The sequence below is a fragment of the Salinibacterium sp. ZJ70 genome (genome assembly GCF_011751865.2).
In the GTDB taxonomy this organism is placed as follows: domain Bacteria; phylum Actinomycetota; class Actinomycetes; order Actinomycetales; family Microbacteriaceae; genus Homoserinibacter.
The window spans coordinates 1,833,406-1,853,863 of the sequence record NZ_CP061770.1 but is presented as its reverse complement, the minus strand read 5'-3'; the positions used below and the strand labels follow the sequence as shown (position 1 = coordinate 1,853,863).

Sequence of the window (20,458 nt, the reverse complement as noted above, 5' to 3'; positions counted from 1 at the left end):
ACGGGAGAAGTCCATGAGCACAACTCAAGGAGACGGCGGGCTCACCCCGCTGTTCGCACGTCAGGGAGAGGCAAGCGTCGCCGCCCGACATGTGATCCCTGCCGGGGAGTCTCTCCCGGGCACCGCCAAGCAGATCATCGAAGACGAGACGATGCTCGACGGCAACTCGCGCCTCAACCTCGCCACCTTCGTGAGCACGTGGATGGACGACGAAGCGAAGCAGGTCTATGAGGCGTCCTTCGACAAGAACATGATCGACAAGGACGAGTACCCCCAGACGGCGGCCATCGAAGAGAACTGCTGGCACATGGTCGCGAACCTCTGGAACGCGCCCGACTCCTCGAACTCGATCGGCACCTCCACCATCGGATCGTCCGAAGCGTGCATGCTGGGCGGCCTCGCCCTCAAGCGCAACTGGCAGCTCGCTCGGCGCGCGGCGGGCAAAGACACCTCGCGGCCGAACCTCATCATGTCCTCGGCGGTGCAGGTCTGCTGGGAGAAGTTCTGCAACTACTTCGACGTGGAAGCTCGATTCGTGCCGATCAGCGAGGAGCACAAGACGCTCGACGGCGACAACCTCGACAAGTACGTCGACGAGAACACCATCGGAGTCGTCGCGATCATGGGCGTCACCTACACGGGCATGTACGAACCGGTCGCTGAGATCGCTAAGGCGCTCGACGCGATCCAGGCGTCCACGGGACTCGACATTCCGATCCACGTCGACGGTGCGTCCGGCGGAATGATCGCACCCTTCCTGCAGCCGGATCTGGTGTGGGATTTCCGGTTGGAGCGGGTGCACTCGATCAGCACCTCCGGACACAAGTACGGCCTCGTCTATCCGGGTCTCGGCTGGGTCGTGTGGCGCGAGAGGAAGTGGCTCCCTGAGGAGCTCGTCTTCGAGGTGAGCTACCTCGGCGGGACGATGCCGACGTTCGCGTTGAACTTCTCACGCCCCGGTGCCCAGGTGCTCCTGCAGTACTACATGTTCCTCCGACTCGGCTTCGACGGATACCGCCAGGTGCAGCAGGCTTCCCAGAACGTGGCGAAGTTCCTGTCGTCCGGCATCGCGAAGCTCGACGCCTTCGAGCTGTGGAATGACGGTAGCGACATTCCCGTCTTCGCATGGCGGCTCAAGAAGGGTCACACGAAGAATTGGAACCTCTACCACCTTCAGGACCGCCTCCGCATGAACGGCTGGCTGGTGCCGGCGTACCCCATGCCCGACGACCTCGCCGACCTCACGGTGCAGCGCATCGTGGTGCGCAACGGGCTGAGCATGGATCTCGCCGCCGAACTGCTCGAGGGCATCGCCAAGGAGACGGAGTACCTCGACTCGCTCGAGTCCCCGATGCCGGTCGCCGATCAGCACCCCGCGTTCCACCACTAGGCGGCCGAGATGTCCACCAACACTTCGAAGCAGACAGCGGACGACGCGGCGAAGGCCGCGTCGAACCACCCGCTCACGTCTCGCAAGCTCGTGACGAACTTCCTGGGAGTCGGTCAGCTCGCCCTGCTGACGCTCGTCGTGGTGGCGAGCCTGCGCTCGCTTCCCGCGATGGCCGTCTACGGGTTGGGAAGCGTCACGCTCTACATCATCCCGGCGATCTTCTTCCTGATCCCCACCGCACTCGTCGCCGCTGAGCTCGCGACGGGCTGGAAAGGCGGCGTGTACGTGTGGGTGCGGGAGGCGTTCGGCAACCGATGGGGGTTCACCGCCGTCTGGCTCCAGTGGATCCAGAATGTCGTCTGGTACCCCACCCAGATCGCGTTCATCGCGGCAGCGCTCGCGTTCGTGTTCCTCGATCCGTCTCTCTCGAGCTCCGGGCTCTTCACCGCGATCATCATCCTGGTGCTGTACTGGGGCTCGACCCTCATCACCCTCCGCGGCGGCAACCTGTTCGCGAAGCTCGGCTCGTGGGGAGGCATCATCGGAACGCTGCTCCCCGCGGTGCTTCTGATCATCTTCGGGTTCATCTGGCTGGGAACGGGCGAGAAGAGCGAAGTGCCACTCGATGCGGCGGCGATCATCCCGCCGTTCACCGGCATCGCATCGATCGTGCTGATCGTGTCCAACGTGCTGGCGTACGCCGGTATGGAGGTCAACGCGGTGCACGTCAATCAGATGAAGGACCCCGGGCGCGGCTACCCCAAGTCGGTGTTCCTGGCGGCGGTGCTGATCCTGCTCGTCTTCATCCTGCCGACGCTCGCCATCTCGATCGCCGTGCCGGAGAAGCAGCTCGGGCTCACGAACGGCATCATGCTGGCGTTCCAGGAGTACTTCGATCACTGGGGTCTCGGCTGGGCGACGGCGGTGGTGTCCGCGCTCATCGCCGCGGGCGCGCTCGCCTCGGTCATCACGTGGATCGCGGGTCCCTCGAAGGGCCTGCTGGCTGCCGCCGAGACGGGTCTGCTGCCCCCGGCGCTGCAGAAGCGCAACAAGGAGGGCGTGCAGTCCGGCATCCTCATGCTGCAAGGCACCATCGTCACGATCCTCGCGGCGATCTTCGTGGTCCTGCCGAATGTGAGCGGTGCCTTCGTGGCCCTCGTCGACATGGCCGCGGCGCTGTATCTGATCATGTACCTGCTGATGTTCGCTGCGGCGATCAGGCTGCGGCGGACGAAGCCCGACGTGAAGCGCACATACCGTGTTCCCGCGATGAACCTGGTCGCGGGCGTCGGGTTCCTCGCCTGCCTCGCTGCCTTCGTGCTGGCGTTCATCCCGCCGTCCGGATTCGACACCTTCCCCGAAGCGGCGTACCCGTGGATCGTGGGGCTGGTCATCGTCTTCCTCGGAGCGCCCCCGCTGCTCTTCTACGCGTTGCGACGTCCCAACTGGGACCGCCGCAGCGCCGCCGACAAGGCCAAGAGCGGCACCCATGAGGAGGACGACGCAGATGACGGCACCGGGCAGGCCGCGACCGCGGGGCAGGCGTCGCGGGCTGCGTCGCCCCCGTTCTCGAGCTCGCCGCCACCGTCGCCGCCGCAGGGGAGCTCCGGCTCGACCAGACCTCCGACGGGAGGCGCAACCTGACGTGGCCACCAGACCGGCGATGAGGTACCCCCCGGCCCACCGCCGCACGCAGCAGGTCCTTGGTCGTTGTCTCTCCACGGCCGGGGGCCTGCTGTCGGGAAAAGCGAGCCGCACAGGTCTCGGCTGGGTAGGCTGTAACCGCCATGCTCGAAGACCTTCCCGCCCAGCTCGCCGCCCTTCGCAGCACCTTCGACGACATCCGTGCCGTCGTGGATGTGGAGCGCCTCGAGGCCGAGATCGCCGACCTCTCCGAGAAGGCCGGCGCGCCCGACCTCTGGGACGACCCGGAGAGCGCGCAGAAGGTCACGAGCGCACTCAGCCACCGCCAGACGGACCTCGGCCGCGTCACTGCCGTCGAGCGCCGCATCGACGATCTCGAGGTTCTCGCCGAGCTCGCTCGCGAGATGGACGACACTGATGTCGCCACCGAGGTCGAGCAGGAGTTCGAGGCGCTCAAGAAGACCGTCGCCGACCTCGAGGTGCAGACGCTCCTCGATGGCGAGTACGATGCGCGCGGCGCTGTCGTCACGATCCGCTCGGGTGCCGGCGGCGACGACGCCACCGACTTCGCCGAGATGCTCATGCGCATGTACCTGCGCTGGGCGGAGCGCCACGGCTACCCCGTGAAGGTCATGGACATCTCCTACGCGGAGGGAGCGGGCATCAAGTCGGCCACCTTCGAGGTCGACGCCCCCTACGCCTACGGCACGCTCTCGGTGGAGGCGGGCACCCACCGCCTCGCCCGCATCAGCCCCTTCGGCTCGGCTGACAAGCGCCAGACCTCGTTCTCCGCGGTCGAGGTCATCCCCGTCATGGAGGAGGCGCAGGAGGTCGACATCCCCGAAGGCGACATCCGCGTCGACGTCTTTCGCTCCTCGGGCCCCGGCGGCCAGTCGGTCAACACGACCGACTCCGCGGTGCGCCTCACCCACCTTCCCACCGGCCTTGTCGTCTCGATGCAGAACGAGAAGTCGCAGATCCAGAACCGCGCCGCCGCGATGCGGGTTCTGCAGACCCGACTCCTGCTGCTGCAGAAGGAGAAGGAAGCGGCCAAGAAGAAGGAGCTCGCCGGTACGATCACCGCGAGCTGGGGCGACCAGATGCGCTCGTACTTCCTCTACGGCCAGCAGCTCGTCAAGGATCTGCGCACGGGCCACGAGTCGGGTAACCCTGCCACCGTGTTCGACGGCGACATCGACGGCTTCATCGCCGCAGGCATCCGCTGGCGCAAGCAGGACCACGACTGAACCGCGAGCAGCGTGCAACCGCGCTGACGCACCGGGCTGGCGCGCTGCGCTGACGAGCCGTCAGGCCGGGCGCACCTCGAAGGTCGTCTCGACCGCCTTCGGCAGCGTCATCTCGCTGTTGTAGGGCGGCGGGTACTTGCGCAGGTACTCGGCGTCGATGGCGTTCTGCGTCTCGTCGTCGCGGATGGGATCGAGGCTCACCTCGCGCGCGAAGACGGGCTCCTCGTTGGTGGTCACGCGTGCCCGTCGAGATGCCGACGCACGCGTGTACCACTCCGCGTCACGTCCCTTCCAGGAACGGACGAACACGCGCTCGTCGACCACGACCACCCACACGAGGCGCCCGGGGAACAGGAAGCCGTCCTCGGCGTAGGGGGCGATCCGGATCTCGGCGACGTCGCGCAGCAGCGCGAGGTCGGATTCGGGGAAACCGCTCATGAGCCGACGCTAATGCGGGACGCGCATCCGCGGTAGCCCCACGCGGTGTCCGCGGCCGCGAGATACGGCGCTCGCCGTGACGCCCGATCGGCTCAGCAGGTCCCCCAACCTGGCGCCCGGGGAGTGTCGCAACCGCTCTCACGGGCCCGCCTGCCTAGGCTCAAGGGGCCATGATCCGTTTCGACCAGGTGACGAAGTCCTATCCGGGCAACCCGCGTCCCGCACTCAACGATGTGACCCTCGAGGTGCTCAAGGGGGAGTTCGTCTTCCTCGTCGGCGCGTCCGGGTCGGGCAAGTCGAGCTTCCTGAGGCTCATCCTCAAGGAAGAGCGCCCCAATAAGGGCAAGATCCACGTGCTCGGGCACGACCTCACGACGCTCGCCAACCGCAAGGTGCCGTACTTCCGGCGCAGCCTCGGAGTCGTCTTCCAGGACTTCCGTCTGCTGCCCGCCAAGACCGTGTTCGACAACGTCGCCTTCACCCTGCAGGTGATCGGCAAGTCCAAGGGCTACATCCAGGAGGCGGTTCCGGATGTCCTGAAGATGGTCGGTCTCGCCGGGAAGGCGGGCCGTCTGCCGCACGAGCTCTCCGGTGGCGAGCAGCAGCGCGTTGCGATCGCGCGCGCTATCGTCAACAAACCCGCCATCCTGCTCGCCGACGAACCCACCGGAAACCTCGACCCGGCGACGAGCGCCGGCATCATGAGCCTTCTGTCGACCATCAACGCGAACGGCACGACGATCCTCATGGCCACCCACGACTCCGGCATCGTCGACACGATGAAGCGCCGCGTCATCGAGCTCTCCAACGGCAACGTCCTGCGCGACGAGCGCTCGGGCGGCTACCAGACCCAGGCCATCCCGGTGCAGCAGATCGGCCGGGAGATGCAGCTCGAGAGCGAGCGCATCGCCGCCGTGACCGCGCCGCACGCGCAGATCCCCGACGTGTCGACCGCGACCGCCGGCATCCGCGCGCTGCTCGATGGGACCGCGCGCCCGTCCGCGCCACCTGTCGCTCCGTCGAGCACTCCGCCCGTGCAGGAGCCCCGCCAGGGTGGTGACGCATGAGACTCGGATTCGTGCTCGCGGAGGTCGGCCAGGGCTTCCGCCGCAATCTCTCGATGGTCGTCTCGGTCATCCTCGTCACCTGCGTCTCGCTGACGTTCTTCGGCGCCGCTATCCTGCTGCAGCTGCAGATCGGCCAGATGAAGGGCTACTGGTACGACCGCGCCGAGGTGACGGTGTACATGTGCATCGAGGTGCTGAACGCTCCCCAGTGCGCGGGCGCGGATGCGACCGAGGAGCAGATCGAGGCGGTGCGGCAGCACCTCGAGTCCTCGAGCATCGCATCGCGCATCGAGAACGTCACCTTCCAGACGGCGGAGGAGGCGTACGCGCGCTTCCAGGAGGAGTTCGCGGGCTCCACCGTCGCCGAGCTCAGCACGATCGAGTCGTTCGGCCCCGCCTTCGGAGTGAAGCTCGTCGACCCGAACGAATCGGATGTCGTCATCGACTCGGTGAGCGGCATGCCGGGCGTCGAAGAGGTCAAGGACCAGCGCGCGCTCCTCAAGCCGATCTTCGACCTCATGAACGCCGCGAGCTACACGTCGGCGGGCGTCGCGGCGCTCATGCTCGTCGCGGCGGTGCTGCTCATCTCGACGACCATCCGGCTGTCGGCGTTCTCTCGTCGACGGGAGCTCGCGATCATGCGCCTCGTGGGTGCGTCGAACCGCTTCATCGAGACGCCGTTCATCCTCGAGGGTGTGCTCGCGGCGCTCATCGGATCGCTTCTCGCGAGCGCCGGCGTCGTCGCGATCGTGCAGTTCTTCGTGACCGGCTACCTCGCCGAGAACGTGCCGAACTACACGTTCATCGGGATCCAAGAGGCGCTGCTCGTCGTGCCCATCATCATCGGCGCGGGGGTGCTGCTGGCCGCCCTGTCGGCGAGCGTCGCGATCCGCCGATACCTGAAGGCCTGAGCTGTTCGCATAGACTGAACGGCTGCCGGTGATCCGCACCGGCGAATCCGATGTGAGCGCAGGAGGTGCGTCATGCCCCGTGAGACGGGAGAGAAGGTCGTCGCGACCAACCGCAAGGCGCGCCACGACTACCTCATCGAGGACACCTACGAGGCGGGGATCGTGCTCTCGGGCACCGAGGTGAAATCGCTGCGACAGGGGCGCGCGTCGCTCGTCGACGGCTACGGCTTCATCGAGGGGGGCGAGATCTGGCTCGACGCCGTCCACATCCCCGAGTACACCGAGGGAACGTGGACCAACCACACCCCGCGACGCAAGCGCAAACTGCTGCTGCACAAGGCGCAGATCATCAAGATCAGCCACCGCACCTCACAGGGCGGGTACACGCTCGTGCCGCTGTCGATCTACTTCAAGGACGGCCGCGCCAAGGTCGAGCTCGCGGTCGCGAAGGGCAAGCGCGAGTACGACAAGCGTCAGGCGCTGCGCGAGAAGCAGGACAAGCGCGAAGCGGATCGCGCGATGTCGAGCCGCCGACACCTCGGCGAGTAGTCGCTCAGTTCGCTTCGAAGCGCGCGTCGACGGCTGCCGAGACCTCGATCTGGTCGGGAGTGAATGCGAACTTCGGGCCGGAGATATCGGACGCCGTGCCGCGCGCCATCATCATCTCCATGCGTGGCACGAGCGGCTCGGGGGAGCCGGTGCCGAGCATCCCGGGGTCGGCGATCGCGACCGCCCTCACGGTGCCGAGTCCGACAGCCTGCGCGTAGACGCGGGCCTTGTCGGTCGCATCTGAGACGGCGCGCGAGCGCACCTCGGCGAGCGCGGAGATGCGCGTGGCTTCTGTGAGCTCCCACTCGATGCCCCCGAGGTGCACACCCGGCATGACCGTGAAGAGCCCGAGGACATCCGCGAGCGTCTCGAACTCCGAGAACGCGACGGTGATGCTGATCTGGGCATGGTGCACGAGTGGAAGCTGTGCGCCCTCGTTGTTCCAGGGGCGGTCCGACCAGACGCGCACGCGATCCGACGACCACGACACGATCGGGCCCGCGCTCGCGTCGTGCAGCGAGTCGATGTGCTCGGTGATCTGCCGGGCTGTGCTTGTGGCCGAGGTGACGACCTCCTCGCGCTCCGGACCGTCGAACGAGACGGCGAGGTGCGCCGTTCCGCGCTCGGCCGCGTAGCGTGCGGTGTGCTGACCCTGGACGGTGATCACTGTCGACATGGGCACATCCTGTCAGGTGGCACCGACGTCGGCTATCATGAGAGTCCGCGCTCCGGCGCGGTTGGAAACTCCACAGCGCGTGATGATGGCCCACTCTCTCGGATCGATGAGATCCGACGGGTGAGCATGGGGATGATCGGTTTCGACATCGCCTGTGAAACTGCGAGAAGCGGGCCGAGGATGCAGGGTTATCTCGTTAACGATCTCTGCAAACCATAGGTGCCAACGTTAAGCGCACCGACGTCGCTCTCGCTGCCTAAGCAGAGTTGAACGTCCGTCAGTCCGGACTCGCCCTCGATCCGGATCCTGGCGTCATCTAGAGGGCTTGCTGCGCAGTCGTGTCTCAGGGCTGTGCGGGACTTTCACTGGGACTGGGCTCGTCGACCTAGGCGTTCGTGACAAAGGTCGGAGCCGAGCAGAACGATTCCACGGACTGCGCCCGGAGAAGGCGCAGAATCTCAGCGATGGACCCGGGTTCAATTCCCGGCATCTCCACCATCGGTCGTCATCACGCGCTGTGGGTTCCGCTTCCGCGCTCGCCTGAGTCGTCACCTGATGACGTGCGCGCACCCGTCTGCAGGGGTGGCTGACCCGCGAGCACCGCCGCGATGAGCGGTGCCACCCACGGATGGTCGGTCGCGTGCTCTCGATAGCCCATGGCGAGCACGGTGTTGACCAGGAGTCCGCGAGCCATGTAGTCACGAGCCTCTTCCGGAGTCGCGTCGGCCTCCTCGATGAGCACCTGGTACATCCGGGCGAGAAGTTCGCGCACGTACGCTCCGACGGCGGGCACGCTGCAGGCCGCGAACCCCTGCAGCAGAACGAACATGACGGTCTCCTCGAGTGCTGTCCGTCCGTAGCGGTCGTCGAAGTGCTGCAGGTCGAAGGTGTCGAGCTCGATTCCCTGCATCTGGGTGACGATCACGTCGCCAGCCCTCTCGAGCGCGGCGAGGAAGAGACCCTCCTTGGTGCCGAAGAGGTGCAGCACGTAGCCCTGCGAGATGCCCGCTTCTCGGGCGATCTCCGCGGTCGAGGTGCCGAAGTACCCCGTTCGGCTGAACGCGCGCATCGCCGCGGAGAGCACCAGTTCGCGGCGCTCGGGCCGCTTCAGCTTGCCGGACATGCACCTGAGCCTATCTTCGCGAACGCACCCCGCTCGGAGGGCGTGGTTGACGAGGAGGTCTTGTATGTAATCGATTAGTTAATTATGGTGAGTGCGGTTTCGAGGCCCTCCAATGCCCACTCATCCACAAGGGGGAGCAATGCCTGCTTCACAGAACACAGCGCGACCGCCTCGCCGCCGGCTGGCCGCGGCAGCTCTCGCCACGGCTGCGGCGATCATGCTCGTCGGCTGCATCAGCACCCCGGCCCTGAAGCCGGAGCAGGCAGCGGCAGAGGTCGGATTCGCCTCAAGCGAGGTGACGATCCCGATCCTGCTCGTGGGAGGCTCCCAGGGGTCGATCGGCGAAGAGCGCATCCGCGTCACCCCCGACGCGGGTGGCGCGCTGTCCATCGACATCTCCGAAGACGAGGTCGGCGGATTCGGCGAGACCTTCCACGCGGCGGCATGGAATGCCGTCGTGGTCGCGACGTTCCTGAGCGGCGTCGACATCGGGCACAACTATCGCTTCGAGCTCCGCGGTCGCATCGACGGGCCGAGCGCGGGAGGCATCACGACGGTCGCGCTTCTGAGCCTGATCCACGGCACCACGATCGCCCCCGGGACGGCCATGACGGGAACCATCACCCCCACCGGCACGATCGGACCTGTGGGGGGAGTGCCGGAGAAGATCGCCGCGGTGATCGAGGACGGCTCCTACGAGAAGGTGCTCATCCCGCTCGGAAGCCGCAACTCCGTCGACAGCTTCGGGCAGCAGGTGGACGTGGTCCGCCTCGGAGCGGACGCCGGGCTCGAGGTGATCGAGGTGGGCGACGTCGCCGAGGCATATCAGCACCTCACGGGGGAGGCGCTCCCGTCGCCGAACAGCGTCGCCATCCCTCGGATCAGCGAACCGGGATACTCGCGCCTCGAACTCGCCGCGCAGAGGCAGCTCACCGAGTTCGACGGCATCGAGAGTCACTACCTGTCACTCTCCGAAAGCATCTTGAGTGTCGGGTGGGAGTCGTATCTGGAAGCCGCGTCCTCGGCCGAGGAAGCCCGACGATTGCTGGACCAGGGGCTCCCCGGCGGTGCGTTCGTGGAAGCGCTGACCGCGAACCTCCTGATCAAAGCGCTCGATGGGGCGTACTCGACGGCCGACGACACCTTCGCCCGCGGAATCGATGTGCTCAACCTCGCGTTCAGCGCCGCAGACACCACCGAGCGCGTCTTCACCGACTTCCTCGACCAGCTCGACACCTACAAGGTGACGACTCTCGCAGATGCGGAGGCGCTCATCACGGCGTACGGGAACGCATTCGACGCCTACACGCTCTACATCTACGGGCGCGACGGGATCGACGACGTGCTCGCCTATGCCGAGCAGGGCGGGTACAGCTCGCTCGATGAGGTCGTCTACGCCTCGCTGCCGCCGCTGCTCTACCTCGAGTTCTCCGAAGCGCAGGTGCATGCCGCAGAAGCGATCTTCGAGGTGGGAAGGGGGCTCGAGGCCCCCAAGCTCGCGGACGACGCAGACGTCGCGGCCATCGCATCCTTCCTCCGGCGGGCCGCGGAAGCCAACCTCGAGACGTTCGATGCGGGGGTTCTGAGCACGCTCGCGGAGGGCGCGGGCATCTCGGACGCCGTCGCGCGCGAGCGGCTCGGCGACCGCGACCTCGGTGTGGCGATGGCGTACACGGGCAGAGACGCGTTCTATGCGATCGACGCGTATCTCGGCGCAGACAACCCGAACTCGCCGTATGCGGCGATGGGCTACGGATGGATGAACTTCGCACGCAATGCGAGCCTCGTCGAGAAGTACAGCACCAACGGGGTCGTCGACCCGCAGACGTTCGACCTCGTCGGCGCGAGTTCCGCGAGCCTGCTCACCCACTCGCTCGACTACTCACGCGGGCAGCTCGCGCGCTCGATCGAGTCTCTCGAGTCGCACGAGTACTCGCCGGTCCTCATCGTGGGGGCGTTCGAAGCAGCTGGCCTCAAGCGCGAACGCGCCGATGCGGAGAAGTTCGAGGCGCTTCAGGAGTACACCGGGTCATTCGCGATGACCCGTGTGCTCGCGTATCTCGGTGGGTTCGCGACCGAAGGCTATCGGTCATGAGCGTCGGCGCGGTTCAGCGATTCCGCTCGCGCCTCTCGAGAGGGATCGCGATCGTCACGGTCGTCGCCGTCGGCGTCACAACCCTCGGGGCGTGCGTTCCGGGTACGGATGCCGACCTCGGCCCAGGTCGCGACCTGCGGCTCTACTCCGGTCCGATCCCGGCGCCGGCACCGCTCACGGCGAGCGGGATGTCCGCTCTTCCCGAGGCGCCGACGCCGCCGAGCGACTTCGGTGACGTTGCGGCGATGGCCGAGTACCAGCGCGCCGTGGAGGAGTACATGGCGGCGATCGAAGGCCTCGACCCCGCGTCCGGGGGCGACTTCGTCGAGTTCGCGAAGCAGGTCGGAGAGCTCGTCGAAGACACGCGTGCCAGCGATGAGGCATCCGTCGCCGCGTGGCAGTCGCTGCTCGTCGCGGCAGGAATCGCGGTCGGGTACGGCGACGAGGCGGTCTCGGTGAGCGGGATGGAGGGATCCGGCATCCCCATGACGAGCGCGGAACTGCGCCTGCATGCACTCGTGGGCGCGTCGTCCCTGTCAGTGCCCCTCAGCGAGGTGGCGGGGGTCGTCAGCGCGACCGGGGTGTTCGGAGACGCCGATCTCACGCAAGCGCTCTACGACGACCTTCTCGCTGAGTCGAGCAGCGCGTTCGGCACCATCTTCACGACGCTGAACCCGGATGTCTGGGGCATGACGCACCGCGGGGAGTTCGTCTGGACGCCTCCCGAGGAGGTGCGCCTCACGGGCGCACAGGTGGCGCTCGTGGTGCGCAGGCTCTCTGCCGACCTGCTCGCCGTCGCCGAAGCGAACGGCATCCTGTCGATTGCGGGCACCACCAGAAGCTCCGCCGGGGAGTCTCCGACGCTCGCGATCGAGCGGGCATCGACAGCCGTTCGCGCGGCAGACCCCGGCAGCGCGTGCGGTATCGAGATCCCGCCGTGGGCGGTCGACGCCCGAAAGCAGGCCCACAAGGCGACTGGGGTGGGATTCGGCAAGCTGTTGACGTACGCGCTCGATTGGTACAACGTCAACGGGTCACTTCGGCTGGGAGCGGCGGCCGCCGCCGGGCTCGCCGTCTTCGCGGCACTGATCGCGAAGATGGCGATGCTTCAAGCGCGGTTCTCGATCGACAATGCGCCGCTCGTGCGCACGAAGGACCGCACTGCGGGAGAGCGCCGGGAGCTCACGATCGCCTACGCGTTCCCCGAGGGAGCTCTCGCCGAGGTGATCAACTGCTTCTCGCTGCTTCTCGCACCGTACGGTATCGACGTCGCCGACATCACGTCCGGTCCGGCGAGCGGCATCGACGTCGATCTGAAGCTCCAGAGCACGCGTCTCGAGTACGGACAGGGAAGCCGCGGAACCGACACCTATCGGAAGCAGACCGACGACAAGGGGGTCGTCGTCTTCCCGATCCAGGGCGCCGCACAGCGGGAGAGACTGCCCTCGGGTGCGGAACCGGAGGACGTGGTCTCGCGCGTGCGCGGCGATGCCAACATCGAAGGCTCCGACCTGATGAAGGATCTGCAGTCAATCGGATGGGACGCGGTCGCGCCTGGGCTTGCAGGGATCCTGGCGAACATCGCGGCTCGCATGAAGCTCATCTCATTCGAGTGGTCGGTGCCTGTGCGCGACTGGACGCTGAGCGCGGAGTTCGACATGGTGCTCACGGGTGACCTGTGGACGCACACCGGCACGAACCGGGGAGGCCGTTCGGACGCCCCGTGCGGCGTGTGGGTGCAGCACATGTCGACGACGGCGAGCGGCACGGTCGAATCGCAGAAGCCGCATCGCGTTCTCGTGGAATACCTTGCGGAGGATGGGGAGGGCACCCCGATCGGCGCCGTGCTCATGCACACGCTGGGGATGACGGAGAGCCAGCTCCAGGTCATCGACGGCGCGATGCAGGTCGCGCACTTCCAGGCGGACTACGCCCTCACGAAATCCGAGGCATCGCCCGGGGTCGACCCGATGCCCGATCACTTCGAAGAGCCGGGAATCGGAGGGTGCGGCGTCGGGGGAGGAGAGGGGGACACCCCGCAGCCGGACTGCGGACCGCGTGACCTCCTCGGGGTGGTGAGCGTGAACGTGCGCGACGGGGTCTACTTCCTCACCGCAGACGACGTGCACGGCTCCGGCTGGAACGACTGCGGGTGGCCGACCTTCCCCCGCGAACCGGTCGCGCCTCCGGAGCGGCTCTCGGCGTGCGCCGACGCCGACGTCGGCGGAGGCGAGATGCCATCGATCGACTCGATCTTCAACCCCCGAGGATGGTTCGAGGTGTCGGGAACTCTCGAGTGCGGTCGAGACGGCGACGGGACTCTGGAGCGATTCACCTTCGATTGGACGCTGAAGTTCTGTCGGGTGACGGACGGGGCGAGCACAGGCTGCGAGACCTGAGAGACTCGAGGGGGGTGCCGCGCAGCGTCACCCAGCGCCGAGAGGAGAGCACCCCGTGCCAGCACACCACCCGAGCGAAGTCGAATTCCTTGCCCGCGCGACGAGCGGCGACGAGAACGAGGAGTGGCTCGACGTCGTCGAGGACGAATTCGAGGCGGCGTTCGAGATCCTGAACGGCATGCCGCTCGGCGTCTCGGTGTTCGGCTCCGCGCGCGTGAAGGACGACACCGACGCGTATGCGCACGGGGTCGAGGTGGGGCGCCGCATCGCCGAGGCGGGCTTCCCGGTGATCACCGGCGGGGGTCCTGGGCTCATGGAAGCCGCGAACCGTGGCGCTCGGTCGGCGGGCGGGCTCTCGGTGGGCCTCACGATCAAGCTCCCGTTCGAGGAGGGCGCGAACCCCTACGTCGACCGCGTCGTCGACTTCGAGAACTTCTTCTCGCGCAAGACGGTCTTCATCCGGTACTCGTGCGCGTTCGTCGTCCTGCCGGGCGGCTTCGGCACCCTCGACGAGCTGTTCGAGGCGATCACCCTCGTGCAGACGAAGAAGATCAGCGACTTCCCCGTGATCCTCATCGGGGTGGAGTTCTGGTCGGGGCTGCTCGACTGGGTGCGCGACACGCTCGTGCCCGCCGGCAAGATCTCCGAGAAGGATCTCGATATCGTCACCCTCACCGACGACCTCGACGCGGTGATCGCTGAGATCTCCGCCTGCTACGACTGCCAGGCGAAGCGGATCGCTCGCTAGGCCCCTCCGCCGAGTGCCCTGGTAGCGTGCGCGGCATGACGCGCCCTCGCATCGCCGCTCGCCTCGCCGACATCACCGAGCTCGACGTCGATGTCGTCGTGAATGCCGCGAACACGCGGATGCGCGGGGGCGGCGGAGTCGACGGTGCCATCCACCGTGCCGGAGGCCCGGAGGTGCTGGACGACTGCATCCGCCGATTCCCGCAGGGCCTGGCGACCGGCGATGCAGGCTGGACGACGGCAGGGCGGATGCCGGCGCGCTGGATCGTGCACACCGTCGGCCCCGACTACCGCAGCGGACAGCGTGATCGCGGTCTGCTCGAATCCTGTTACCGCCGATCGCTCGAGGTCGCCGACGAGCTCCGCGCGCACAGTGTCGCCTTCCCGCTCATCAGCGCGGGCGTCTACGGCTGGCCGCTCGAGGACGCGGCCGCGACTGCGGTGCGCACGGTGGCATCCCAGCCGACCGCCGTGCAGGAGATCGTGTTCGCTGTGGTGAGCGCGTCGGTGCTCGAGCTGGTGGAACGCGAGATCCGGAAGGTGGGGGACTCAGAGGGTATGGGGGAGTGAACCGGTTCGTGCGGGAAGCGGGGTGGGACGTCGGGTCCGGAGACGGTCAGCCCAGGTGGTCGGGTGCGGGGCCGCTCTGGTGCTCGGAATGCCGTTGCGCTCAGTCGAGGCGCGAGGTGAAGCGCCCATCGGGGTCCAGGGAGCGGGTGATCGCTGTCGCGATCTCGGTGAGCTGACCCAGCTGGTCGCGATCGAGCGTCTCGATGACGGCGCTGCGCACGAGTTCGATGTGACCGGGCGTGGCGCGGATGACGGCGCGGCGCCCGAGGTCGGTGAGGCGCACGTTGGTGGCGCGCTTGTCCTCGGGGCAGGGAAGGCGCTCGAGCACGCCGCGCTTCTCGAGGCGCGTGACCACGTGGGAGAGCCGGGGGAGTGTCGCGGTCGTGCCCGCGGCGAGCTCGCTCATGCGGAGGGTCTGGTCGGGCGAGAACCGCAGGATCGACAGCACACTGAACTCGAAGTGCGTCATGTCGGAGTCCCGCTGAAGCTGCGAGTCGAGGGCGCTCGGCAGCAGCTCGATGAGGCTCACGAGGGCGAGCCAGGCTGCGGATTCCTGGTCGTCGAGACGAGGCACGAGGCGAGTCATGCGTCGATCCTATCGGTAATGGTTGCATCTACAACTATCTGTGCATATGGTTGTACCTACAACTTCTGAGAGGAACGGCAATGACAGCCATCAGCATCATCGGAACCGGCAACATGGGCTCGGCCATCGCGGGCATCGCGGCCAAGGCGGGTGCTGAGGTTCAGGTCCTCGCGCGCGACATCGACAAGGCGCAGGAGCTCGCGGCGCAGACCGGCGCAACCGCTGCGACGGTCGGCGACGCGCTGACGGGTGAGCTCGTCGTGCTCGCCGTCCCGTTCGCTGCGGTCGACGAGATCATCGCCGCCTACGGCGCACAGCTCGACGGCCGCACCGTCGTCGACGTCACGAACCCCGTCGACTTCGCGACATTCGACGGCCTCGTCGTCCCGGCTGACAGCTCGGCGGCGGCCGTCATCGCCAGCAAGACCCCTGCCGCGATGGTCGTCAAGGCGTTCAACACCACCTTCGGTGCCACGCTCGCGGCGGGCGTCGTGGGTGAGGCGACGACGACGACGGTCCTCGTCGCGGGTGATGACGATGACGCGAAGGGAACTGTGATCGAGCTCATCCGCGCTGGCGGACTCGACGCCGTCGACGCGGGCACCCTGAAGCGAGCTCGCGAGCTCGAGGCTCTCGGGTTCCTCCAGATCACCCTCGCGGCGCGCGAGCAGATCGGCTGGGCGGGGGGCTTCGCGCTCGTCAAGTAAGCGGGATCCTCACCCCGGCGGAAGGGGGCTGTGTATACACACGGCCCCCTTTTCTGCTTCACAAGGGCCGGATTTGGGCCTAATGTATACAACATGACGACGGCGACGGGGCGAGCGAGCGATCGCGCGTACGAGACGCTGCGCGGCGAGATCCTCGCCTGGCAGCTCGCTCCCGGCACCGTCCTCGGCGAGGTCGAGCTCGCCGCTCGGCTCGGCGTCTCGCGCACCCCCGTGCGCGAAGCCCTCTCGCGGCTCGCGGCAGAGGGCCTCGTCGACGCGCAGAGCGGGCGCGGCCTCGTCGTCTCGTCCGCGTCCGTCGACGATGTGCGCGAGCTCTTCGAACTCCGAGTCGCGCTCGAGACGACCGCCGCTGCGCGCGCCGCCGCACGTCGTGACCCGGCGCCGTTCGCCGAGCTCGCCGACGAGTTCGCCCACGCCGCCGAGCTCGTCACCCGGCACGAGCTCGAGGCGTACTACGACCTCGTCGCGCGATTCGACGCAGCCGTCGACGCGAGCCTCGGCAACGAATACCTGCTCGGAGCCCTGCGCGGGGTCCGTACGCACCTGCAGCGCATCCGCCGCCTCGCAAGCGATCACCCCGATCGACTCGTGCGCGCCGCCCATGAGCACCGTCTCATCGCCGAAGCCATCCGCGACGGCGACGCCGAGCTCGCACGCCATGCGACCGCCGTGCACCTGCACGCGAGTCTGCGCCACATCCTCGAGAACACCGCACCGAACACCGAAGGAACGCCATGAAGCTGCACCCCCTCCGCACGCACCGCAGCGAGGAGAACCTCGCGCGCGAAGACGAACTCGCATGGAAGGTCGCACAGGTCGCCGCCGACCCCGTGGAGGTGGAGGATGACGTCACCGAGATGATCATCAACCGCGTGATCGACAACGCATCCGTCGCTGTCGCATCGCTGTCTCGCGGACCGGTCGTCGCTGCACGCGGTCAGGCCCAGGCGCGGCCCCAGACCGACCCCCGAGAGGGGCGCGCCGGCTCGAGCGTCTTCGGCATCACCGGTGCGTACACACCCGAGTGGGCCGCGTGGGCCAACGGAGTCGCGGTGCGCGAACTCGACTACCACGACACCTTCCTCGCAGCCGAGTACTCGCACCCCGGTGACAACATCCCGCCGATCCTCGCTGTCGCCCAGCACGTCGGCGCAGACGGAGCCGCGCTCGTGCGCGGCATCGCGACCGGCTACGAGATCCAGATGAACCTCGTGCGCGCGATCAGCCTGCACAAGCACAAGATCGACCACGTCGCCCATCTCGGCCCGTCCGCCGCGGCCGGCATCGGAACGCTCCTCGGACTCGCCCCTGAGGTCATCTACCAGGCCATCGGGCAGGCCCTCCACACGACCACAGCCACCCGCCAGTCGCGCAAGGGCCAGATCTCCACGTGGAAGGCGCACGCGCCCGCGTTCGCGGGCAAGATGGCGGTCGAGGCGATCGACCGTGCCATGCGCGGCCAGACCTCGCCCGCACCCATCTGGGAAGGTGAGGACGGCGTCATCGCGTGGCTTCTCGACGGCCCCGACGGCCGCTACGAGGTGCCGCTGCCAGAAGCGGGCGAACCGAAGCGCGCCATCCTCGACAGCTACACCAAGGAGCACTCCGCCGAGTATCAGGCGCAGGCGCTCATCGACCTCGGGCGCAAGCTCGGCACCGAGCGTCCTGAGCTGCGCGACCCCGCCAACATCCGCAGCATCGTGATCCACACGAGCCACCACACCCACTACGTGATCGGCTCGGGCGCCAACGACCCGCAGAAGTACGACCCGACGGCCAGCCGCGAGACGCTGGACCACTCGATCCCGTACATCTTCACGGTCGCTCTGCAGGACGGCTCGTGGCACCACGTCGACTCCTACGCACCCGAGCGCGCCGGCCGCGCTGACACGGTCGAGCTGTGGCACAAGGTCACCACGACCGAGGACCCGGAGTGGACCCGCCGCTACCACTCGACCGACCCCGCCGAGAAGGCATTCGGAGGCCGCGTCGAGATCGAGCTCGTCGACGGCACACGCGTCATCGACGAGATCGCGGTCGCGGATGCGCACCCGCTGGGCGCACGTCCGTTCGCGCGCGCCGACTACATCGCCAAGTTCCGCACGCTCGCCGAAGGCGTGCTGTCACCCGACGAGATCGAGCGCTTCCTCCGACTCGCCGAACGCCTGCCCCAGCTCACGGCCGCGGAGGTCGCCGAGCTCAACATCACCGCGGAGGGCCTGCCCGCCGCACCGGAAGGACTGTTCTGACCATGCTCCACTCCCAGCTCACCGCCTCCGCCAAGCGCGCCGCATTCCGTGCCCGCCTCGCATCAGGCGAGCTCGTCCGGATGCCCGGTGCGTTCAACCCGCTCTCGGCGAAGCTGATCCAGGACAAGGGGTTCGAAGGCGTCTACATCTCCGGCGCTGTGCTCTCGGCAGACCTCGGCCTCCCGGACATCGGTCTCACCACCCTCACCGAGGTCGCCGGCCGTGGTGCGCAGATCGCGCGCGTCACCGACCTGCCGACGCTCATCGACGCCGACACCGGATTCGGCGAGCCGATGAACGTGGCGCGCACCGTGCAGATCCTCGAGGATGCGGGCGTCTCCGGCATGCACCTCGAAGACCAGATCAACCCGAAGCGCTGCGGTCACCTCGACGGCAAGGCCGTCGTCGACGAGCAGACGGCGATCAAGCGCATCCGCGCCGCTGTCGAGGCGCGTCGCGACCCCGACTTCATGATCATGGCGCGCACCGACATCCGCGGCATCGACGGCCTCGAGGCGGCGAAGGACCGCGCGAAGGCGCTCGTCGATGCGGGCGCCGACGCGATCTTCCCGGAGGCCATGGCCTCGCTCGAGGAGTTCGCCGCCATCCGCGAAGCCGTCGACGTGCCGGTGCTGGCCAACATGACCGAGTTCGGCAAGTCGGATCTGTTCACGACGGAGCAGCTCGCCTCGGTGGGCGTCAACATCGTGATCTTCCCGGTGTCGCTGCTGCGCATCGCGATGGGTGCCGCAGAGCGCGCGCTCGAGGCGCTGCAGGCTGAAGGATCGCTCACCAGCCAGGTGCCGAACATGCAGACCCGTGCGAGGCTGTACGAACTCGTCGACTACGCGGCCTACTCGGAGTTCGACGCCGGCGTCTACACGTTCGATCTGTCCAACAACAGGAGCTGACATGACGGAAGCAGACATCAAGAAGGGGCTCGCGGGCGTCGTCGTCGATGTCACCGCGATCTCCAAGGTGAACCCCGAGACCAACTCCCTGCTCTATCGGGGCTATCCGGTGCAGGAGCTCGCGGAGACCTGCACGTTCGAAGAGGTCGCCTATCTGCTGTGGCATGGCGAGCTGCCGACACCCGTGCAGCTCGAGGAGTTCCAGGCCTTCGAGCGCGCGCATCGGCACCTGTCGTCGGTGGCGAAGCACGCGATCGACCTGCTGCCGGTCGAGGCGCACCCCATGGATGTCGTGCGCACCGCCGTCTCGGCAGTCGGCGCCGCCGATGAGACCACGGCCGACGCCAGCCCCGAGGTGCAGCTCGAGCAGGCCATGCGGCTCTTCGCCCAGCTCCCGGCGATCGTCGCCTACGCGCAGCGCCGCCTGCGCGATGAGGAGCTGGTCGAGCCGCGGGATGACCTCAGCTACTCGGCGAACTTCCTGCACATGACGTTCGGCGAGGTGCCGGATATCGTCGTCGTCTCGGCGTTCGACGTGTCGATGATCCTGTACGCGGAGCACTCGTTCAACGCGTCGACGTTCACGGCGCGAGTCATCACCTCGACGACCGCCGACCTGTACTCGGCGGTCACGGGTGCCGTCGGGGCGCTCAAGGGCGCGCTGCATGGCGGCGCGAACGAAGCCGTCATGCACATGTTCGACGAGATCCTGTTCGCGGACCGCGCGGAGGCTTGGCTCGACGAGGCCCTCGCCCAGAAGCGCAAGATCATGGGCTTCGGCCACCGCGTCTACAAGAGCGGCGACTCGCGGGTCCCCACGATGAAGGCGGCTCTCGACACGCTGCTCGTCGAGTACGACCGCCCGGATCTCGGCGACCTGTACGACGCGCTCGAGAAGGCCATGGACGACCGCAAGGGCATCAAGCCGAACCTCGACTACCCGTCGGGTCCGGCCTACCACCTCATGGGCTTCGACACGGAGATGTTCACTCCGCTGTTCGTCGCCTCGCGCGTCACCGGCTGGACGGCCCACATCCTGGAGCAGGCCGCGTCGAACGCGCTCATCCGCCCGCTGTCGCTCTACAACGGACCCGAGCAGCGCTCGGTGTCAGGGGAGTAGTCTCCTCC

The 20,458-nt window shown here is 67.5% G+C and carries 19 protein-coding genes and 1 other RNA gene; 16 read left to right on the top strand and 4 right to left on the bottom strand.

Features of this window, described 5'->3' with window-relative positions; all coding sequences use genetic code 11:
• Nucleotides 1-13: 13 nt before the first annotated feature.
• The 3 genes from gad to prfB all read left to right on the top strand — a co-directional run bounded on the left by gad (nt 14) and on the right by prfB (nt 4,281).
• On the top strand, nt 14-1,390 hold the full coding sequence (gene gad, locus HCR12_RS08765) for a glutamate decarboxylase (protein WP_166865435.1): 1,377 nt from the start codon (nt 14-16) through the stop codon (nt 1,388-1,390).
• A 9-nt stretch (nt 1,391-1,399) separates the two neighbouring features.
• Entirely contained in the window at nt 1,400-3,034 is a 1,635-nt protein-coding gene (gene gadC, locus HCR12_RS08760; protein WP_166865432.1) for a glutamate/gamma-aminobutyrate antiporter GadC, read from the top strand.
• Nucleotides 3,035-3,177: 143 nt separating this feature from the next.
• Nucleotides 3,178-4,281 (top strand): peptide chain release factor 2, encoded by a 1,104-nt coding sequence (gene prfB / locus HCR12_RS08755; RefSeq protein ID WP_166865429.1) that lies wholly within the window; start codon nt 3,178-3,180, stop codon nt 4,279-4,281.
• Nucleotides 4,282-4,341: 60 nt separating this feature from the next.
• On the opposite strand, the gene HCR12_RS08750 is transcribed toward prfB, so the two are convergent.
• On the bottom strand, nt 4,342-4,719 hold the full coding sequence (locus HCR12_RS08750; protein ID WP_166865426.1) for a DUF2255 family protein: 378 nt from the start codon (nt 4,717-4,719) through the stop codon (nt 4,342-4,344).
• 170 nt (nt 4,720-4,889) lie between these two features.
• On the opposite strand from HCR12_RS08750, the gene ftsE reads away from it, so the two are divergent.
• The 3 genes from ftsE to smpB all read left to right on the top strand — a co-directional run bounded on the left by ftsE (nt 4,890) and on the right by smpB (nt 7,246).
• Nucleotides 4,890-5,786: a cell division ATP-binding protein FtsE gene (gene ftsE / locus HCR12_RS08745; RefSeq protein ID WP_224763369.1), complete on the top strand. Its 897-nt coding sequence runs from the start codon at nt 4,890-4,892 to the stop codon at nt 5,784-5,786.
• On the top strand, nt 5,783-6,697 hold the full coding sequence (gene ftsX, locus HCR12_RS08740; protein WP_166865423.1) for a permease-like cell division protein FtsX: 915 nt from the start codon (nt 5,783-5,785) through the stop codon (nt 6,695-6,697). The genes ftsE and ftsX overlap by 4 nt, the downstream gene beginning before the upstream one ends.
• A gap of 72 nt (nt 6,698-6,769) precedes the next feature.
• Nucleotides 6,770-7,246: an SsrA-binding protein SmpB gene (gene smpB / locus HCR12_RS08735; protein ID WP_166865420.1), complete on the top strand. Its 477-nt coding sequence runs from the start codon at nt 6,770-6,772 to the stop codon at nt 7,244-7,246.
• A gap of 4 nt (nt 7,247-7,250) precedes the next feature.
• Here the strand turns inward: smpB and HCR12_RS08730 are convergent, their stop codons facing one another.
• Nucleotides 7,251-7,922, bottom strand: a complete 672-nt coding sequence (locus HCR12_RS08730; protein ID WP_166865416.1) for an SIMPL domain-containing protein — start codon at nt 7,920-7,922, stop codon at nt 7,251-7,253.
• A gap of 128 nt (nt 7,923-8,050) precedes the next feature.
• On the opposite strand from HCR12_RS08730, the gene ssrA reads away from it, so the two are divergent.
• Nucleotides 8,051-8,420, top strand: a transfer-messenger RNA (tmRNA) gene (ssrA, locus tag HCR12_RS08725).
• Between the two features lie 10 nt (nt 8,421-8,430).
• Here the strand turns inward: ssrA and HCR12_RS08720 are convergent.
• Nucleotides 8,431-9,045 carry a TetR/AcrR family transcriptional regulator gene (locus HCR12_RS08720; protein WP_166865412.1) on the bottom strand — a complete coding sequence of 205 codons (615 nt, stop codon included), beginning with the start codon at nt 9,043-9,045 and terminating at the stop codon, nt 8,431-8,433.
• Nucleotides 9,046-9,184: 139 nt separating this feature from the next.
• On the opposite strand from HCR12_RS08720, the gene HCR12_RS08715 reads away from it, so the two are divergent.
• From HCR12_RS08715 to HCR12_RS08700, 4 genes are read left to right on the top strand one after another with little or no spacing between them, the layout of a single operon-like run.
• Nucleotides 9,185-11,140 carry a S16 family serine protease gene (locus tag HCR12_RS08715; RefSeq protein ID WP_166865409.1) on the top strand — a complete coding sequence of 652 codons (1,956 nt, stop codon included), beginning with the start codon at nt 9,185-9,187 and terminating at the stop codon, nt 11,138-11,140.
• Nucleotides 11,137-13,539 carry a hypothetical protein gene (locus HCR12_RS08710; protein ID WP_166865406.1) on the top strand — a complete coding sequence of 801 codons (2,403 nt, stop codon included), beginning with the start codon at nt 11,137-11,139 and terminating at the stop codon, nt 13,537-13,539. Before HCR12_RS08715 ends, HCR12_RS08710 begins: the two co-directional genes overlap by 4 nt.
• Nucleotides 13,540-13,594: 55 nt before the next feature.
• Nucleotides 13,595-14,287: an LOG family protein gene (locus tag HCR12_RS08705; RefSeq protein ID WP_224763367.1), complete on the top strand. Its 693-nt coding sequence runs from the start codon at nt 13,595-13,597 to the stop codon at nt 14,285-14,287.
• Between the two features lie 35 nt (nt 14,288-14,322).
• Nucleotides 14,323-14,856, top strand: a complete 534-nt coding sequence (locus tag HCR12_RS08700; protein WP_166865403.1) for an O-acetyl-ADP-ribose deacetylase — start codon at nt 14,323-14,325, stop codon at nt 14,854-14,856.
• 100 nt (nt 14,857-14,956) lie between these two features.
• On the opposite strand, the gene HCR12_RS08695 is transcribed toward HCR12_RS08700, so the two are convergent.
• Nucleotides 14,957-15,442, bottom strand: coding sequence for a MarR family winged helix-turn-helix transcriptional regulator (locus HCR12_RS08695; RefSeq protein ID WP_166865400.1), 486 nt, complete (start codon nt 15,440-15,442; stop codon nt 14,957-14,959).
• A gap of 80 nt (nt 15,443-15,522) precedes the next feature.
• On the opposite strand from HCR12_RS08695, the gene HCR12_RS08690 reads away from it, so the two are divergent.
• The 5 genes from HCR12_RS08690 (at nt 15,523) to HCR12_RS08670 (ending at nt 20,450) form a co-directional block, all read left to right on the top strand.
• Nucleotides 15,523-16,149: an NADPH-dependent F420 reductase gene (locus tag HCR12_RS08690; protein ID WP_166865397.1), complete on the top strand. Its 627-nt coding sequence runs from the start codon at nt 15,523-15,525 to the stop codon at nt 16,147-16,149.
• A gap of 93 nt (nt 16,150-16,242) precedes the next feature.
• Nucleotides 16,243-16,908, top strand: a complete 666-nt coding sequence (locus HCR12_RS08685; RefSeq protein ID WP_166865394.1) for a GntR family transcriptional regulator — start codon at nt 16,243-16,245, stop codon at nt 16,906-16,908.
• On the top strand, nt 16,905-18,419 hold the full coding sequence (locus tag HCR12_RS08680) for an MmgE/PrpD family protein (protein ID WP_166865391.1): 1,515 nt from the start codon (nt 16,905-16,907) through the stop codon (nt 18,417-18,419). The genes HCR12_RS08685 and HCR12_RS08680 overlap by 4 nt, the downstream gene beginning before the upstream one ends.
• 2 nt (nt 18,420-18,421) lie before the next feature.
• On the top strand, nt 18,422-19,330 hold the full coding sequence (gene prpB / locus HCR12_RS08675) for a methylisocitrate lyase (protein ID WP_166865389.1): 909 nt from the start codon (nt 18,422-18,424) through the stop codon (nt 19,328-19,330).
• 1 nt (nt 19,331) lies between these two features.
• Complete coding sequence (locus HCR12_RS08670) at nt 19,332-20,450, top strand: bifunctional 2-methylcitrate synthase/citrate synthase (RefSeq protein WP_166865385.1); 1,119 nt, start codon at nt 19,332-19,334, stop codon at nt 20,448-20,450.
• Nucleotides 20,451-20,458: the final 8 nt, after the last annotated feature.

What these genes read in the sequence shown, in the direction of transcription:
- gad (WP_166865435.1), top strand. Translation starts at nt 14, where the DNA reads ATGAGCACAACTCAAGGAGACGGCGGGCTCACCCCGCTGTTCGCACGT.
- gadC (WP_166865432.1), top strand. Translation starts at nt 1,400, where the DNA reads ATGTCCACCAACACTTCGAAGCAGACAGCGGACGACGCGGCGAAGGCC.
- prfB (WP_166865429.1), top strand. Translation starts at nt 3,178, where the DNA reads ATGCTCGAAGACCTTCCCGCCCAGCTCGCCGCCCTTCGCAGCACCTTC.
- HCR12_RS08750 (WP_166865426.1), bottom strand. Translation starts at nt 4,719, where the DNA reads ATGAGCGGTTTCCCCGAATCCGACCTCGCGCTGCTGCGCGACGTCGCC.
- ftsE (WP_224763369.1), top strand. Translation starts at nt 4,890, where the DNA reads ATGATCCGTTTCGACCAGGTGACGAAGTCCTATCCGGGCAACCCGCGT.
- ftsX (WP_166865423.1), top strand. Translation starts at nt 5,783, where the DNA reads ATGAGACTCGGATTCGTGCTCGCGGAGGTCGGCCAGGGCTTCCGCCGC.
- smpB (WP_166865420.1), top strand. Translation starts at nt 6,770, where the DNA reads ATGCCCCGTGAGACGGGAGAGAAGGTCGTCGCGACCAACCGCAAGGCG.
- HCR12_RS08730 (WP_166865416.1), bottom strand. Translation starts at nt 7,922, where the DNA reads ATGTCGACAGTGATCACCGTCCAGGGTCAGCACACCGCACGCTACGCG.
- HCR12_RS08720 (WP_166865412.1), bottom strand. Translation starts at nt 9,045, where the DNA reads ATGTCCGGCAAGCTGAAGCGGCCCGAGCGCCGCGAACTGGTGCTCTCC.
- HCR12_RS08715 (WP_166865409.1), top strand. Translation starts at nt 9,185, where the DNA reads ATGCCTGCTTCACAGAACACAGCGCGACCGCCTCGCCGCCGGCTGGCC.
- HCR12_RS08710 (WP_166865406.1), top strand. Translation starts at nt 11,137, where the DNA reads ATGAGCGTCGGCGCGGTTCAGCGATTCCGCTCGCGCCTCTCGAGAGGG.
- HCR12_RS08700 (WP_166865403.1), top strand. Translation starts at nt 14,323, where the DNA reads ATGACGCGCCCTCGCATCGCCGCTCGCCTCGCCGACATCACCGAGCTC.
- HCR12_RS08695 (WP_166865400.1), bottom strand. Translation starts at nt 15,442, where the DNA reads ATGACTCGCCTCGTGCCTCGTCTCGACGACCAGGAATCCGCAGCCTGG.
- HCR12_RS08690 (WP_166865397.1), top strand. Translation starts at nt 15,523, where the DNA reads ATGACAGCCATCAGCATCATCGGAACCGGCAACATGGGCTCGGCCATC.
- HCR12_RS08685 (WP_166865394.1), top strand. Translation starts at nt 16,243, where the DNA reads ATGACGACGGCGACGGGGCGAGCGAGCGATCGCGCGTACGAGACGCTG.
- HCR12_RS08680 (WP_166865391.1), top strand. Translation starts at nt 16,905, where the DNA reads ATGAAGCTGCACCCCCTCCGCACGCACCGCAGCGAGGAGAACCTCGCG.
- prpB (WP_166865389.1), top strand. Translation starts at nt 18,422, where the DNA reads ATGCTCCACTCCCAGCTCACCGCCTCCGCCAAGCGCGCCGCATTCCGT.
- HCR12_RS08670 (WP_166865385.1), top strand. Translation starts at nt 19,332, where the DNA reads ATGACGGAAGCAGACATCAAGAAGGGGCTCGCGGGCGTCGTCGTCGAT.